Origin of the sequence: Bradyrhizobium erythrophlei (genome assembly GCF_042430365.1) — a bacterium.
Classification (GTDB): domain Bacteria; phylum Pseudomonadota; class Alphaproteobacteria; order Rhizobiales; family Xanthobacteraceae; genus Bradyrhizobium; species Bradyrhizobium erythrophlei.
The window spans coordinates 41,168-53,100 of the sequence record NZ_JBHMET010000138.1 but is presented as its reverse complement, the minus strand read 5'-3'; the positions used below and the strand labels follow the sequence as shown (position 1 = coordinate 53,100).

At 65.0% G+C, this 11,933-nt stretch carries 16 protein-coding genes; 6 read left to right on the top strand and 10 right to left on the bottom strand.

The window, feature by feature from the left end:
• Window positions 1–268 precede the first annotated feature (268 nt).
• Together ACFFWD_RS20750 and ACFFWD_RS20745 are read right to left on the bottom strand one after the other, a co-directional pair.
• Window positions 269–592, bottom strand: coding sequence for a hypothetical protein (locus tag ACFFWD_RS20750; RefSeq protein WP_376968348.1), 324 nt, complete (start codon window positions 590–592; stop codon window positions 269–271).
• A gap of 96 nt (window positions 593–688) precedes the next feature.
• Window positions 689–904: a hypothetical protein gene (locus tag ACFFWD_RS20745; RefSeq protein ID WP_376968347.1), complete on the bottom strand. Its 216-nt coding sequence runs from the start codon at window positions 902–904 to the stop codon at window positions 689–691.
• Between the two features lie 192 nt (window positions 905–1,096).
• Between ACFFWD_RS20745 and ACFFWD_RS20740 the strand changes: the two genes are divergently transcribed.
• Entirely contained in the window at window positions 1,097–1,276 is a 180-nt protein-coding gene (locus ACFFWD_RS20740) for a hypothetical protein (protein WP_376968346.1), read from the top strand.
• Here the strand turns inward: ACFFWD_RS20740 and ACFFWD_RS20735 are convergent.
• Both ACFFWD_RS20735 and ACFFWD_RS20730 read right to left on the bottom strand, forming a co-directional pair.
• Entirely contained in the window at window positions 1,273–1,527 is a 255-nt protein-coding gene (locus tag ACFFWD_RS20735; protein WP_376968345.1) for a hypothetical protein, read from the bottom strand. The genes ACFFWD_RS20740 and ACFFWD_RS20735 overlap by 4 nt on opposite strands.
• 177 nt (window positions 1,528–1,704) lie before the next feature.
• Window positions 1,705–1,881 carry a hypothetical protein gene (locus tag ACFFWD_RS20730; protein WP_376968344.1) on the bottom strand — a complete coding sequence of 59 codons (177 nt, stop codon included), beginning with the start codon at window positions 1,879–1,881 and terminating at the stop codon, window positions 1,705–1,707.
• Window positions 1,882–2,064: 183 nt separating this feature from the next.
• Between ACFFWD_RS20730 and ACFFWD_RS20725 the strand changes: the two genes are divergently transcribed.
• Complete coding sequence (locus ACFFWD_RS20725) at window positions 2,065–2,277, top strand: hypothetical protein (RefSeq protein ID WP_376968343.1); 213 nt, start codon at window positions 2,065–2,067, stop codon at window positions 2,275–2,277.
• A 44-nt stretch (window positions 2,278–2,321) separates the two neighbouring features.
• Here ACFFWD_RS20725 and ACFFWD_RS20720 read toward each other — a convergent pair whose 3' ends face one another.
• Window positions 2,322–2,507, bottom strand: a complete 186-nt coding sequence (locus tag ACFFWD_RS20720) for a hypothetical protein (RefSeq protein WP_376968342.1) — start codon at window positions 2,505–2,507, stop codon at window positions 2,322–2,324.
• Window positions 2,508–2,626: 119 nt separating this feature from the next.
• On the opposite strand from ACFFWD_RS20720, the gene ACFFWD_RS20715 reads away from it, so the two are divergent.
• Window positions 2,627–2,983: a DUF6481 family protein gene (locus ACFFWD_RS20715; protein ID WP_376968341.1), complete on the top strand. Its 357-nt coding sequence runs from the start codon at window positions 2,627–2,629 to the stop codon at window positions 2,981–2,983.
• A 59-nt stretch (window positions 2,984–3,042) separates the two neighbouring features.
• Here ACFFWD_RS20715 and ACFFWD_RS20710 read toward each other — a convergent pair whose 3' ends face one another.
• Window positions 3,043–3,276, bottom strand: a complete 234-nt coding sequence (locus ACFFWD_RS20710) for a pentapeptide MXKDX repeat protein (protein WP_376968340.1) — start codon at window positions 3,274–3,276, stop codon at window positions 3,043–3,045.
• Window positions 3,277–3,610: 334 nt separating this feature from the next.
• On the opposite strand from ACFFWD_RS20710, the gene ACFFWD_RS20705 reads away from it, so the two are divergent.
• From ACFFWD_RS20705 to ACFFWD_RS20695, 3 genes are read left to right on the top strand one after another with little or no spacing between them, the layout of a single operon-like run.
• Window positions 3,611–4,633, top strand: coding sequence for a TRAP transporter substrate-binding protein (locus ACFFWD_RS20705; protein ID WP_376968361.1), 1,023 nt, complete (start codon window positions 3,611–3,613; stop codon window positions 4,631–4,633).
• Window positions 4,630–5,181, top strand: coding sequence for a TRAP transporter small permease (locus ACFFWD_RS20700; RefSeq protein WP_376968339.1), 552 nt, complete (start codon window positions 4,630–4,632; stop codon window positions 5,179–5,181). Before ACFFWD_RS20705 ends, ACFFWD_RS20700 begins: the two co-directional genes overlap by 4 nt.
• Window positions 5,178–6,536: a TRAP transporter large permease gene (locus tag ACFFWD_RS20695; protein WP_376968338.1), complete on the top strand. Its 1,359-nt coding sequence runs from the start codon at window positions 5,178–5,180 to the stop codon at window positions 6,534–6,536. Before ACFFWD_RS20700 ends, ACFFWD_RS20695 begins: the two co-directional genes overlap by 4 nt.
• A 91-nt stretch (window positions 6,537–6,627) precedes the next feature.
• Here ACFFWD_RS20695 and ACFFWD_RS20690 read toward each other — a convergent pair whose 3' ends face one another.
• From ACFFWD_RS20690 to ACFFWD_RS20675, 4 genes are all read right to left on the bottom strand, one after another.
• Entirely contained in the window at window positions 6,628–7,533 is a 906-nt protein-coding gene (locus ACFFWD_RS20690; protein WP_376968337.1) for a hydroxymethylglutaryl-CoA lyase, read from the bottom strand.
• The gene (locus ACFFWD_RS20685) at window positions 7,530–9,539 is read right to left on the bottom strand and encodes an acetyl/propionyl/methylcrotonyl-CoA carboxylase subunit alpha (protein ID WP_376968336.1); all 2,010 of its coding nucleotides are present in this window, start codon (window positions 9,537–9,539) and stop codon (window positions 7,530–7,532) included. The genes ACFFWD_RS20690 and ACFFWD_RS20685 overlap by 4 nt, the downstream gene beginning before the upstream one ends.
• Window positions 9,540–9,541: 2 nt before the next feature.
• The gene (locus tag ACFFWD_RS20680; RefSeq protein WP_376968335.1) at window positions 9,542–11,146 is read right to left on the bottom strand and encodes a carboxyl transferase domain-containing protein; all 1,605 of its coding nucleotides are present in this window, start codon (window positions 11,144–11,146) and stop codon (window positions 9,542–9,544) included.
• A gap of 84 nt (window positions 11,147–11,230) precedes the next feature.
• A partial coding sequence (locus ACFFWD_RS20675; protein WP_376968334.1) for an acyl-CoA dehydrogenase family protein occupies window positions 11,231–11,933 on the bottom strand: 703 nt, incomplete at its 5' end.

Sequence of the window (11,933 nt, the reverse complement as noted above, 5' to 3'; positions counted from 1 at the left end):
CTTTTTGTTGCACAGGGCCCATGGGTGCGATCGGCACCCGGCTTTCCCTGCGCCCTCTGTATTTGAAGGCGGCGAGAATTCAGAGACCTCGGACGCAATCCGCGTTGCGAGAACGCGGACGTGCATCTTCTTCGCTGTTTGACAATTCAATCAGAAACTCGCCATGGCATAACGTGGGCACGGCGCAACGCCGTTGGCCACCTCTGCGGATGACCGTGGTTGCGGGTCCGGTATTCGCAACAACGAGCTTTGTCGCGAGCAGCGTGGCCTAGCGTTTCTCGAACGGAATGTACCGCTGATACTCCTTCGGCACCGAGCTGCGAAAGCGTGCCGGCACCGTGCCACGCTCGATCGAGCGCTCGATCTCCTGCCGCCGCGTCATCTTTCTCACGGGCTTCGTGTTCTTCTTCGCGGGCTTGTCGGTGGCGGTCGCCTCCGGCGCTGCCGGCGCCGCGGTCGCCTCCGGCGTGGTGGTGGTCGTCGCAGGCGCGCTGGATGCAGGCGGCGTGGTCTGGGCCAGCGCAACGGCCGACGTCCCCGCGATCAACGCAACGACGAGGGTCACGGCCAGGAGATGGGAAAGCTTTTGCATCTGAAACTCCGAACTGGTCCGGCCTACGGGTGCGCCGGCGCAATGTTGTCACACGACGGCGGGACGCCGCTCGCATCAGCGACATGCGCGAATCCGTTATCGCGCGCCTTTCAGCGTACAGGAGGTCGTGCAGGTCGTTACGTTGCCGTGGTCACACTTGATGCAGGCGTTGACGCACTGGTCCATGACCTTGGGATTGTAGCGGCTGTAGAGGTTGGCCTGGCAACTCGAGGTCGAACCCGTCACCTCCGGCTCGGACCAGCAGCCGGCCAGGGAAAGCACCGCGGCACTGACAATGGCGACCTTGCGCATAGGTCTCCCGCCTTGTTCCACCCGAGTAACCTTGACTGGTTAGGTTAAGTTCCGGTTTCAATTGCGGCCTTATCCGGAAGCAGTATTGCTTATCCACCGGACATTTCCCCAAGGTCCGGGCCCACACCGGCAAAGCCGTCAGGCGATTCCGCTTGGCGGCTTTGTCCTTGGCAACGGAAGGATATTTGGAATATGGGCCGAAAGCCGCGCTGGTCGTTCAAGGAGGACCGCCGACTGATGGAACTCGCACGCTCCTCCAAATCGCTGGAGGACGTCGTGAGGGCCACCGGGCGCTCGCCGGAGCGAATCAAGAAGATGGCGATGCGGCTGGGCCTGTCGATCAAGCCCCGCGCCGCCAAGAAATCGCGTTAACCTCTGTCCGGGTTCCGTTCGGCGAACCGCTCGACCGATCGCGGGCAGTTCTCGCTGGTCTTCCCGGCCCGCACGCGAAACGCCGCAGGCTCCGCCGCGCCGATCCGGGTGCAGGTCGTGAACACGAAGGCGAGCCGGCTACACTGCCATTCCGGGCCGAGCGCGGCGCTCGAAACCGGCTCTGGCGACGCCAGGCCGAACGAGACGAACGCCACCAAGCACGCGAAGGTCACCACGGCGGCGGCCAGCATTAGGCCCTTCCGGGTCCACAGGTTGGACATCATGGCTTTGGTCCCTGTTCGATCGCCGAGACTCTAGGGTTTGCCCGCCCGGCTCCCGTGTGATCGCTGTCACAATCTAAACTGGAAATTTCGGGTTACCCCGTCGGGGGGTGATTTGGGGTCGATACTGCACCGCCGCAAGAACCGTCAGCGCGCTGGTTCGATCACATTACAGTTGGTGCGGCCTGACATCAGGCAGTCCTGCATCTTGCTTGCCGCGGTCAGGTCGTGGGCAAGCCAGAGACCGAGCGCGAGCATCACCGCCGCCACCAGCAGTCCGACCAGCGCGCTGCGCCGGCTTCCATCCTTGTCGGGATCGCTCATGTCCGCGCCGGTTCCACGATCATCCGCCGCGCATCATGGCCGCTTTGCCCGTCGGGTGCGATCAATTCTGCAACAGTCGGACAATTTCATACGCGCGCGGAGCGTGCGCGGCGCTATTCCGTTGCACGTCGTCGTGGCTTGCGAAAAACTACTCTGGGAAGAGCGCGTGCGCGGAGCGTGCCGATGAGCCAACTAGACGTCGTCTACGATTATCAGCGCTACAGGCAATTGCTGTCGGAGGCCGTCGATGAGACCAGCCGGCTCCGCTTGATCGACCTCCTCATCACGGAAAAGGCCCGCGACAGGCTTGAAGCGCAGCGCACCTCCGACCGCGTCGCAATGACCGCGGAGACCGTCGCCAAGGTCCTGGGCAACCACAGGCGCGAGAGCCTCTAGAATCGGGTCGAAGAATCGGATCGATCGCGTGGATTCGCCGCCGGTCACTTGCCGGATGTAACCATGGCGATCGACCCGATCAGGGCGAACAATGCGCCGGCCAGCAGGCAATATTGCAATACCGCAGCACCTGGCTCGGAGCCTCCGTTGCGGTTGTGATCTGATCGATCAGCAACGTCGAGGTCAGCCCGCCGATCTGGATCGTTTGCGGCCGTTTGCTGTTCACTCATATCTCCCCTGCTTTGCCGCGCTCGTTCGGCGCTGGTAATTTCGCCGGGGTTCACTTATTGAAACGCCGAACCATCCTCCCCACCCCATCACCCGAACAGAAAGCAGCAAGGCTTCCTCTATGAGTGGCTTCAAGGAACCGGGTTTTGCCGACCGCCAGAAAGCGGCCCAGCAGGCGCGGCAGAACATCCTCAACAAGTTTCGCGCCCAGCCGGGGCCCGACGATCCCGCGGTGAAGGCGCGGGCCGAGGAACGCGCGGCGATCGCCGAGCGGCGCGCCAAGGCCAAGGACGCCCGCGACGCCGAGAGGGCCGAGCAGAAGCTCCGTGAGGAAGAGGCCGCTGCCGCGGAAGCGGCGCGGATCGCGCGCGAGAAGGAAGAGGAAGCCGAACGCCAGGCCGCGCTCGAGGCCGAGCAGAAGGCCAAGCGCGACGCCCGTTACGCCGCCCGCAAGGAGCGCGGCAAGAAGAAGCGGTAGCGCGACATGCGAGAGGCCCGCCGCAGCGGACGGGCCTCTTGACAGCGAGATGACGGCCGTCAGTTCTTCTTCATGCCGTCGTCTTTCTTCATCATGCCGCCGTCCTTCTTCATGGCATCGTCCTTCTTCATCATGCCATCGTCCTTCTTCATCCCGTCCTTGGACATCGTCTCCTTCTTCATGCCGTCGTCCTTGCCCATCTTGTCCTGAGCGAACGCGGCCGGCGCCAGCGCGAGGCTGAGCGAGAGGAACGCGGCGGAGACGCCGAGGCCGATACGGGTGCTGGTGGTCATTTGGGATATCCTTCAAGTGGTCAAATGTGAAAGCGACGTCTGCCGCCTTCCCCTCGACGCACCGGCGCGATCGGTTGTTACGCCGATAACAATCTGTTGAACCGCGCCAGCCCGGCACTTGAGGACGATCCGCGGCATCGGAGGGTTCGAGCGATGGCCGCGCAATCGGGCGCAGTGTGCGCCGCAACAAGATCGACGCTTGCGGTCGCGCGCCGCCTCGCACTATCAGGGCCGCATCGAACTATCAGACTAGAGAACATTCATCCGAAGACCGGCTATGCTGCGCGGAACGCTGCCCGAACTGCCGATCAAGAAGCTCTCCAGGGGAGAAACCATGCTCACACGCCGTCATATCCTCGCAGGCGCCCTTGCCGCCCCCGCCGTCTTGCGGATGGGCCTTGGAACCGCCCACGCCGCCACCACGTTGAAGATCTCGCACCAGTTCCCCGGCGGAACCATCGACAAGGGCGACTTCCGTGACCGCCTGTGCCGAACGTTCTCGGCCGAGGTCGCAAAACGCTCCGGCGGCGAGATCGCGGCCGAGGTGTATCCGAACTCCTCGCTGATCAAGACCAACGCCCAGTTCTCGGCCATGCGCAAAGGCGCGCTCGATATCAGCCTCTATCCGATGCCCTATGCCGGCGGTGAGGTGCCCGAAACCAATATCGGCCTGATGCCGGGCCTGGTCACGACCTATGACCAAGGCCTGCGCTGGAAGAAGGAGCCGGTCGGCAAGGCGCTGAGCGACTTCCTCGCCGACAAGGGCATCCTGCTGCTCACCTGGGTCTGGCAGGCCGGCGGCGTCGCCAGCCGTTCCAAGCCGATCGTGGCGCCGGAGGATGCCAAGGGCATGAAGGTACGCGGCGGCTCGCGCGAGATGGACATGGTGCTGCAGACCGCCGGCGCGGCCGTGCTCTCGGTGCCGTCGAACGAGCTCTACGCCGCGATGCAGACCGGCGCCTGCGACGCCGGTATCACCTCCTCCACCAGCCTGATCTCGTTCCGTCTCGAAGAGGTCGCGAAATCGCTGACCTCGGGCGCCGGTGCGTCGTACTGGTTCATGCTGGAGCCGCTGATGATGTCGAAGGCGATCTTCGACAAGCTGCCGAAGAACCAGCAGGACATCATCCTCACGGTCGGCGCGGAGCTCGAAGCCTTCGGCCGCAAGGGCGCGCAGGACGACGACGTCGAGGTCGCCAAGGTCTACGAAAAGGCCGGGGCCAAGATCAGCGTGCTCGACGCCGCCACCGTCGGCAAGTGGCGCGACATTGCGCGCGATACCGCCTGGAAGGACTACAGTGCCAAGACCGCAACCGCAGCCAATCTGCTGAAGCTCGCAAGCGACGTCTCCGCATGATGCATGGTCCGATCGCGCAGACGGAAAGCGCACGCACGGTCACGGGCAACACGCCCGTGGCGGTGCTTGAGCGCGCGCTTGGCATCTGCAACAACATCATCGTGGTGTTCGCCTCGGTCGCCCTGGTCGCTGCCTGCTTCATCCTGAGCTACAGCGTGCTCGGCCGCGCCCTGTTCCACAGCCCGAACTACTGGCAGGACGAGGCTGCGGTGTTCCTCCTGGTCGGCGCCACCTTCATGACCTCGGCCTATGTGCAGAGCCAGCGCGGCCATGTCAGCATCGAGGCCTTCGTCGGGCTGCTCTCGACGCGCGCGAACAGCATCAGGCTCTGGCTGGTCGACGTCGCGAGCTTCGCGTTCTGCGCCTTCTTCGCCTGGAAGTCCTGGACACTGGCTCACGAGGCGTATGTCGACGGCCAGGTTTCGAACTCGATGTGGTCGCCGCCGCTTGCGATCCCCTACCTGCTGATGGCGCTTGGCATGACGCTGTTGTGCGTGCAGATCCTGCTGCAGATCATCATTCCCCTGGCCGGCGGGACCCGTCGATGACCGTGTTTGGCATTGGCATCTCCTACGGGCTTGCCACCCTGTTCGCGATGTTCTCGGGCATGCCCATCGCGTTCGCGCTCGGCGCGGTCGCGGTCGTATTCATGGCGATCTACATGCCGGCGGCCTCGCTCGATACGGTGACGCAGAACGTCTACGAGGAGATGGCCTCGATCACGCTCTTGTCGATCCCGCTGTTCATCCTGAAGGGTGCTGCGATCGGCAAGTCCCGCGCCGGCCAGGACCTCTATTCGGCACTGCATGCCTGGCTGCATCGCGTACCCGGCGGTCTCGGCGTCGCCAACGTGTTCGCCTGTGCGCTGTTCGCGGCGATGGCGGGCTCGTCGCCGGCCACCTGTTCCGCGATTGGCTCGGCCGGCATTCCGGAGATGCGCAAGCGCGGCTATTCCGGCGGGTTCGCGGCTGGGATCATCGCCGCCGGCGGCACGCTCGGCATCCTGCTGCCGCCCTCGATCACGATGATCCTGTTCGCCGTCGCAGCCGAGAAATCGCTGGGCCGGCTGTTCCTCGCCGGCATCGGCCCCGGGCTTCTGTTGGTGACGCTGTTCGGCCTCTACGCGGTGTTCCGCTTCCGCAAGGAATATGCCGCCGCCCGCGCCGCCTATGACGCTGATGGCAAGGACTCGGCGATCCTGCAGCACGACGAGTTCACCATGGCCGAGCGGTTCACGATGCTGCCGCGGGTGATCCCGTTCGTGCTGCTGCTCACCGGCGTCATGATCGCACTCTATGGCGGCTACGCCACGCCGTCGGAAACCGCCGGTCTCGGCGGCCTGCTGGCGCTCGCCCTGATCGCCGTGATCTATAGCGTATGGACGCCGAGCGATCTCTCGCCGATCCTGAAATCGACGATCCGCGAATCCACCATGCTGATGATGATCATCGGCATGTCGCTGCTCTATTCCTATGTGATGAGCTACCTGCACATCTCGCAGTCGGCTGCGGAAGCGATCGTCGCGATGCACCTGCCGCGCTGGGAGTTGCTCGCCGCGATTCTCGTGATGGTGGTCGTGCTCGGGTTCTTCCTGCCGCCGGTCTCGATCATCCTGATGACCGCCCCGATCATCCTGCCGCCGTTGCGCGCGGCCAATTTCGACATCATCTGGTTCGGCGTGGTCATGACCATCGTGATGGAGATGGGCCTGATCCATCCGCCGGTCGGGCTGAACATCTTCGTCATCCGCAACGTCGCGCCCGACATCTCGCTCAGCGAGGTGATCTGGGGCACGCTGCCCTTCGTGCTGCTGATGATGTTCGCGGTGCTGCTGCTGTGCTTCTTCCCGGGGATTTCGATCTGGCTGCCGGATCTCGTGATGGGGCCGGACGGAGGAAGATAGCGCGTTCGTAGGGTGGGCAAAGGCGCGCTTGCGCCGTGCCCACCATCACGAGCAGTGCGAGACGTGGTGGGCACGCTTCGCTTTGCCCACCCTACGAACTGCGCCTCTTCTTCGCATTCAGCGCGGATGCGACACGGCTCACCGGCGGACGGCCGAGCAAGCCGGCGACTTCGTTCGTAGCAGCCAGCAGCTTCTCCATGTCGACGCCGGTCCTAACGCCCATGCCCTCGAGCATGTAGACCACATCCTCTGTCGCGACGTTGCCGGTGGCGCCGGGGGCATACGGACAACCGCCGAGGCCGCCAGCGGCGGAGTCGATCACGCGGACGCCCTCCTCCATGCCGGCATAGAGGTTGGCGAGCGCCTGGCCGTAGGTGTCGTGGAAGTGCATCGCGAGACTGGCAATCGGGACCTCTGCGGCGACCGCACGCAGCATCTGCTTGGCCTTGTGCGGCGTGCCGACCCCGATGGTGTCGCCGAGTGAGATTTCGTAGCAGCCGAGGTCCCACAACGTTCTTGCGAGATCCGCGACGGCCTTCGGCTTGATCTCGCCGTCGAACGGACAGCCGAGGACGCAGGAGATGTAGCCGCGAACCCTGACCCCGTCGGCCTTGGCGCGCGCCAGGACCGGCTTGAACCGCTCGATCGATTCCGCAACCGAGCAATTGATGTTGGCGCGCGAGAAGCCTTCGGATGCCGCAGCGAACACCGAGACGACTTCGGCGCCGGCCGCGCGGGCGGCGTCGTACCCCTTCTCGTTGGGCACCAGCACGTGGAATTCACCCTTGAGATGGCTGACGCCGCGCAGCACCTGATCCGATCCCACCATCTGCGGGATCGCCTTCGGCGACACGAAGGCGCCGACCTCGACGGTGGTGAGGCCAGCCGCCACCAGCGCCTCGACGAAGGCGATGCGGGCCGCGACGCTGACCGGCGTCTTCTCGTTCTGGAGGCCGTCGCGCGGCCCCATTTCAATGATGCTGATATGGTCGCTCATGACGCAGCCAGCGGCTCTATCTCGGCGAGCTCGACGCCCTCTCCGACGATATCGCCGACCTTGCATCTGAGCTGCTTCAGCACGCCCGCGTAAGGCGCACGCAGCGTCTGCTCCATCTTCATCACCTCGAGCGTCAGGATCGCTGCGCCCTTCTCGAGCGTCGCGCCCTCCTCTGCCAGCAGCGCGACCACGGTGCCGGGCAACGGCGCGACGATCTTGTCCTCGCCGACCTGCTCCTCGGTCTCGCCGCCGAACGGATCGACCCAGTGCAGGTCGAAGCGGCCGTGGCGGGTGCGCAGATAGATCTCGTGGCCCTCGATCACGGAGGTGACGCGCGACTTCACGCCATTGAGGGTCAGATCGAAGCAGCCGTCGTCATGCGACGTGGCAGTGTATGCCAATTCGTGCCCGCCGAGGGATACGGTCGAAGGACCGTTGCCATAGTGCAGCGTGATCTTGTGCTCAGCGCCATGGTCTTGCCGGAACGAAAACACCCGCTGGCGGCGGCCGACCGGCATCCAGCCGAAAGCCTGCCAGGGCGAGCTGGCGTCCTTTCGCGCCGCCTTCTGCTCCTCGTTCACGACGGCGGCGACGGCGGCGCAGAGCTCGAACTCGCCGGCCACGCCGGTCTCGGCCGTCAGGTTCTTCAGCTCGCGCTCGATAAAGCCGGTATCGATGTTGTTCGTCCGCGCATCGGGATGCGTCACCAGCGCCGACAAGAACGGGATGTTGGTGACGATGCCGCGGACGTCGGTCTCCTCGAGCCCGCGATTGAGCTTCTCGATCGCCGCCTGGCGCGTCGGCGCCCAGGCAATCACCTTGGCGAGCATCGCGTCGTAATAGGGCGACACATTATCGCCGCTGCGATAGCCGGCATCGATGCGCAAGCCATCGCGCTCCGCCGGCGTGCGCCAGGTCTTGATGCGGCCGACCGAGGGCATGAAATTCTTCTGCGGATTTTCGGCGTAGACGCGCGCCTCGATGGCGTGGCCATTGAGCTCGATCTCGCTTTGCTTCAGCGGCAGTGCCTCGCCGAAGGCGACCCGCAACTGCCATTCGACGAGGTCGACGCCGGTGATCAGTTCGGTCACGGGATGCTCGACCTGCAGGCGCGTGTTCATCTCGATGAAGAACACGTCCTTGCCGTCTGACACGAATTCGATCGTGCCTGCGCCGACATAGTTGACCGCGCCGGCCGCCTTGCGCGCGGCCTCGCACACGGTTTCGCGCTGCGCCGCGTTCAGCGTCGGCGACGGCGCTTCCTCGATCACCTTCTGATGCCGTCGCTGCAGCGTGCATTCGCGCTCCCACAGCGAGACCAGATTGCCGTGGCTGTCGCCGACAATCTGCACCTCGATGTGCCGCGGATTCTGGACGTACTTCTCGATCAGCATGCGGTCGTCGCCGAAGGCCGCCTTGGCCTCCCGCTTGGCGCTGACGATCGCGGCTGAAAGCTCGGTCGCCGAATTGACCACGCGCATGCCGCGGCCACCGCCGCCGGCCGACGCCTTCACCAGCACCGGGAAACCGATCCGGTTGGCGGCCTCGGCAAGGGTAGCCTCGTCCTGCGCCTCGCCGTGATAGCCCGGCACCAGCGGCACGCCGGCCTGCTCCATCAGCGCCTTCGAGCCCGATTTCGAGCCCATCGCAGTCATCATCTCTGCCGTGGGGCCAACGAAGACCAGGCCCGCCGCGAGGCAGGCGTCCGCGAACTCGGCATTCTCAGACAGGAAGCCGTAACCGGGATGCACGGCCTCGGCCCCGGTCTCGCGGGCGGCGGCGATCACGCGCTCGATGTTGAGGTAACTGTCGCGGGCGCGTGCGGGCCCAAGCAGCACGGCCTCGTCGGCGAGCGCGACATGCATCGCGTCGCGGTCGGCCTCCGAATAAACCGCGACCGTGCGCAGCCCCATGGCGCGCGCGGTACAGATGACGCGGCAGGCGATCTCGCCCCGGTTGGCAATCAGAAGCGTGCAGAAACGCCGGTAGAGTTTTGAGCGGTCCATCGTCACATCCTGAACAGGCCGAACTTCGTCGGTTCGATCGGTGCGTTGGCTGCGGCCGACAGGCCGAGCCCAAGCACCAGCCGGGTGTCGGCGGGATCGATCACGCCGTCGTCCCAGAGCCGCGCCGTGGCGTAATAGGGATTGCCCTGGCTTTCATACTGGGCGCGGATGGGGCTGCGGAATTTCTCCTCCTCGTCAGCGGACCAGGTCTCGCCCTTGGCCTCGATATTGTCGCGGCGTACCTGGCTCAGCACCATCGATGCCTGCTCGCCGCCCATCACGGAGATGCGGGCGTTCGGCCACAGCCAGAGGAAGCGCGGGCTGTAGGCGCGGCCGCACATGCCGTAGTTGCCGGCACCATAGGAGCCGCCGATCACGACGGTGAATTTCGGCACGCCGGCGGTCGCAACCGCCGTCACCAGCTTGGCGCCGTCACGTGCGATGCCGCCGGCCTCGTATTTCTTGCCGACCATGAAGCCGGTGATGTTCTGCAGGAACACCAGCGGAATGCCGCGCTGGCAACACAGCTCGATGAAATGCGTGCCCTTCAGCGAGCTCTCGCTGAACAGGATGCCGTTGTTGGCGATGATGCCGACCGGATAGCCCCAGACGTTGGCGAAGCCGCAGATCAGCGTGGTGCCGTAGAGCTTCTTGAACTCGTCGAATTCCGAGCCATCGACGATCCGCGCGATGATGTCGTGGACGTCGAACGGTTTGCGCCCGTCGGCCGAGACCACGCCGTAGATTTCCTCCGCCGGAAACAGGGGGTCACGCGGCGGCCGCATGTTGAGCGGCGCGCGCACCGGCTGCTTCAAGGTCGCCACGATGCGCCGCGCGATCCCGATCGCATGGGCGTCATTCTGGGCATAGTGATCAGTGACGCCGGAATGCCGCGAATGCACGTCGGCGCCGCCGAGCTCTTCCGCGGTGACGACCTCACCGGTCGCCGCCTTCACCAGCGGCGGACCGCCGAGGAAGATCGTGCCCTGGTTACGCACGATGATGCTCTCATCCGACATCGCCGGCACATAGGCGCCGCCGGCGGTGCACGAGCCCATCACGATCGCAATCTGCGGAATGCCCTGCGCTGACATCTGCGCCTGGTTGTAGAAGATGCGGCCGAAGTGCCGCTCGTCGGGGAAGATCTCGTCCTGCAGCGGCAGGAACGCACCGCCGGAATCGACCATGTAGACGCAGGGCAGATTGTTCTGCCGCGCGATGTCCTGGGCGCGCAGGTGCTTCTTCACCGTCATCGGGTAGTAGGTGCCGCCCTTGATGGTGGCGTCATTGGCGACGATGACGCATTCGCGTCCCGAGATGCGCCCTACCCCGGTAATGACGCTCGCCGAATGCACGTCGCCACCGTAGAGGCCGTTCGCGGCCAACGGCGACAGTTCCAGGAATGCAGTGCCGGGATCGACCAAGAGATCGACGCGGTCACGCGCCAGCATCTTGCCGCGCGAGGTATGACGGGCACGGGACGCCTTGCCTCCGCCGCCGGCGACCTGGTGGAGCTTGTCGCGAAGCTCCGTGACCAGGCTCCGCATCACATCGGCGTTGCGGGCGAATTCGGAGGATGTGGGATCGATCGTCGAGTGAAGCGGCATGGGCTTTTGCGCGTTTCGTTGGAGGTATCGGGGCCGTGCGGACAGACGCCAGATTATCGCGCCCAAGCGCGATAGCCAGCGGTCTTACGCCGTCTTGTCGAACAGCTCTCTTCCGATCAGCATGCGGCGGATCTCGCTGGTGCCGGCGCCGATCTCGTAGAGCTTGGCGTCGCGCAACAGCCGGCCCGTCGGATAATCATTGATGTAGCCGTTGCCGCCGAGGAGCTGGATCGCGTCCAGCGCGCATTGGGTGGCCTTCTCGGCGGCATAGAGGATCGCACCCGCCGCGTCCTCGCGGGTGGTCTCGCCGCGGTCGCAGGCCTTGGCCACCGCATAGACATAGGCGCGCGAGGCGTTCATCGTGGTGTACATGTCGGCGATCTTGCCCTGCACCAACTGGAAGGTGCCGATCGGCTGGCCGAACTGCTTGCGCTCGTGGACGTAGGGCAGCACGACATCCAGGCAGGCCTGCATGATGCCGAGCGGCCCGGCCGCCAGCACCGCGCGCTCATAGTCGAGGCCAGACATCAAGACGTTGACGCCGCGGCCGACGTCGGCGAGCACGTTCTCCGCCGGCACCTCGCAATCGGCAAACACCAGTTCGCAGGTGTCGGAGCCGCGCATGCCGAGCTTGTCGAGCTTCTGCGCGGTGGAAAACCCCTTCATGCCCTTTTCGATGATGAAGGCGGTGATGCCGCGCGGCCCGCCGGCAGGGTCGGTCTTGGCGTAGACCACCAGCGTGTCGGCGATCGGGCCGTTGGTGATCCACATCTTGTTGCCGTTCAAG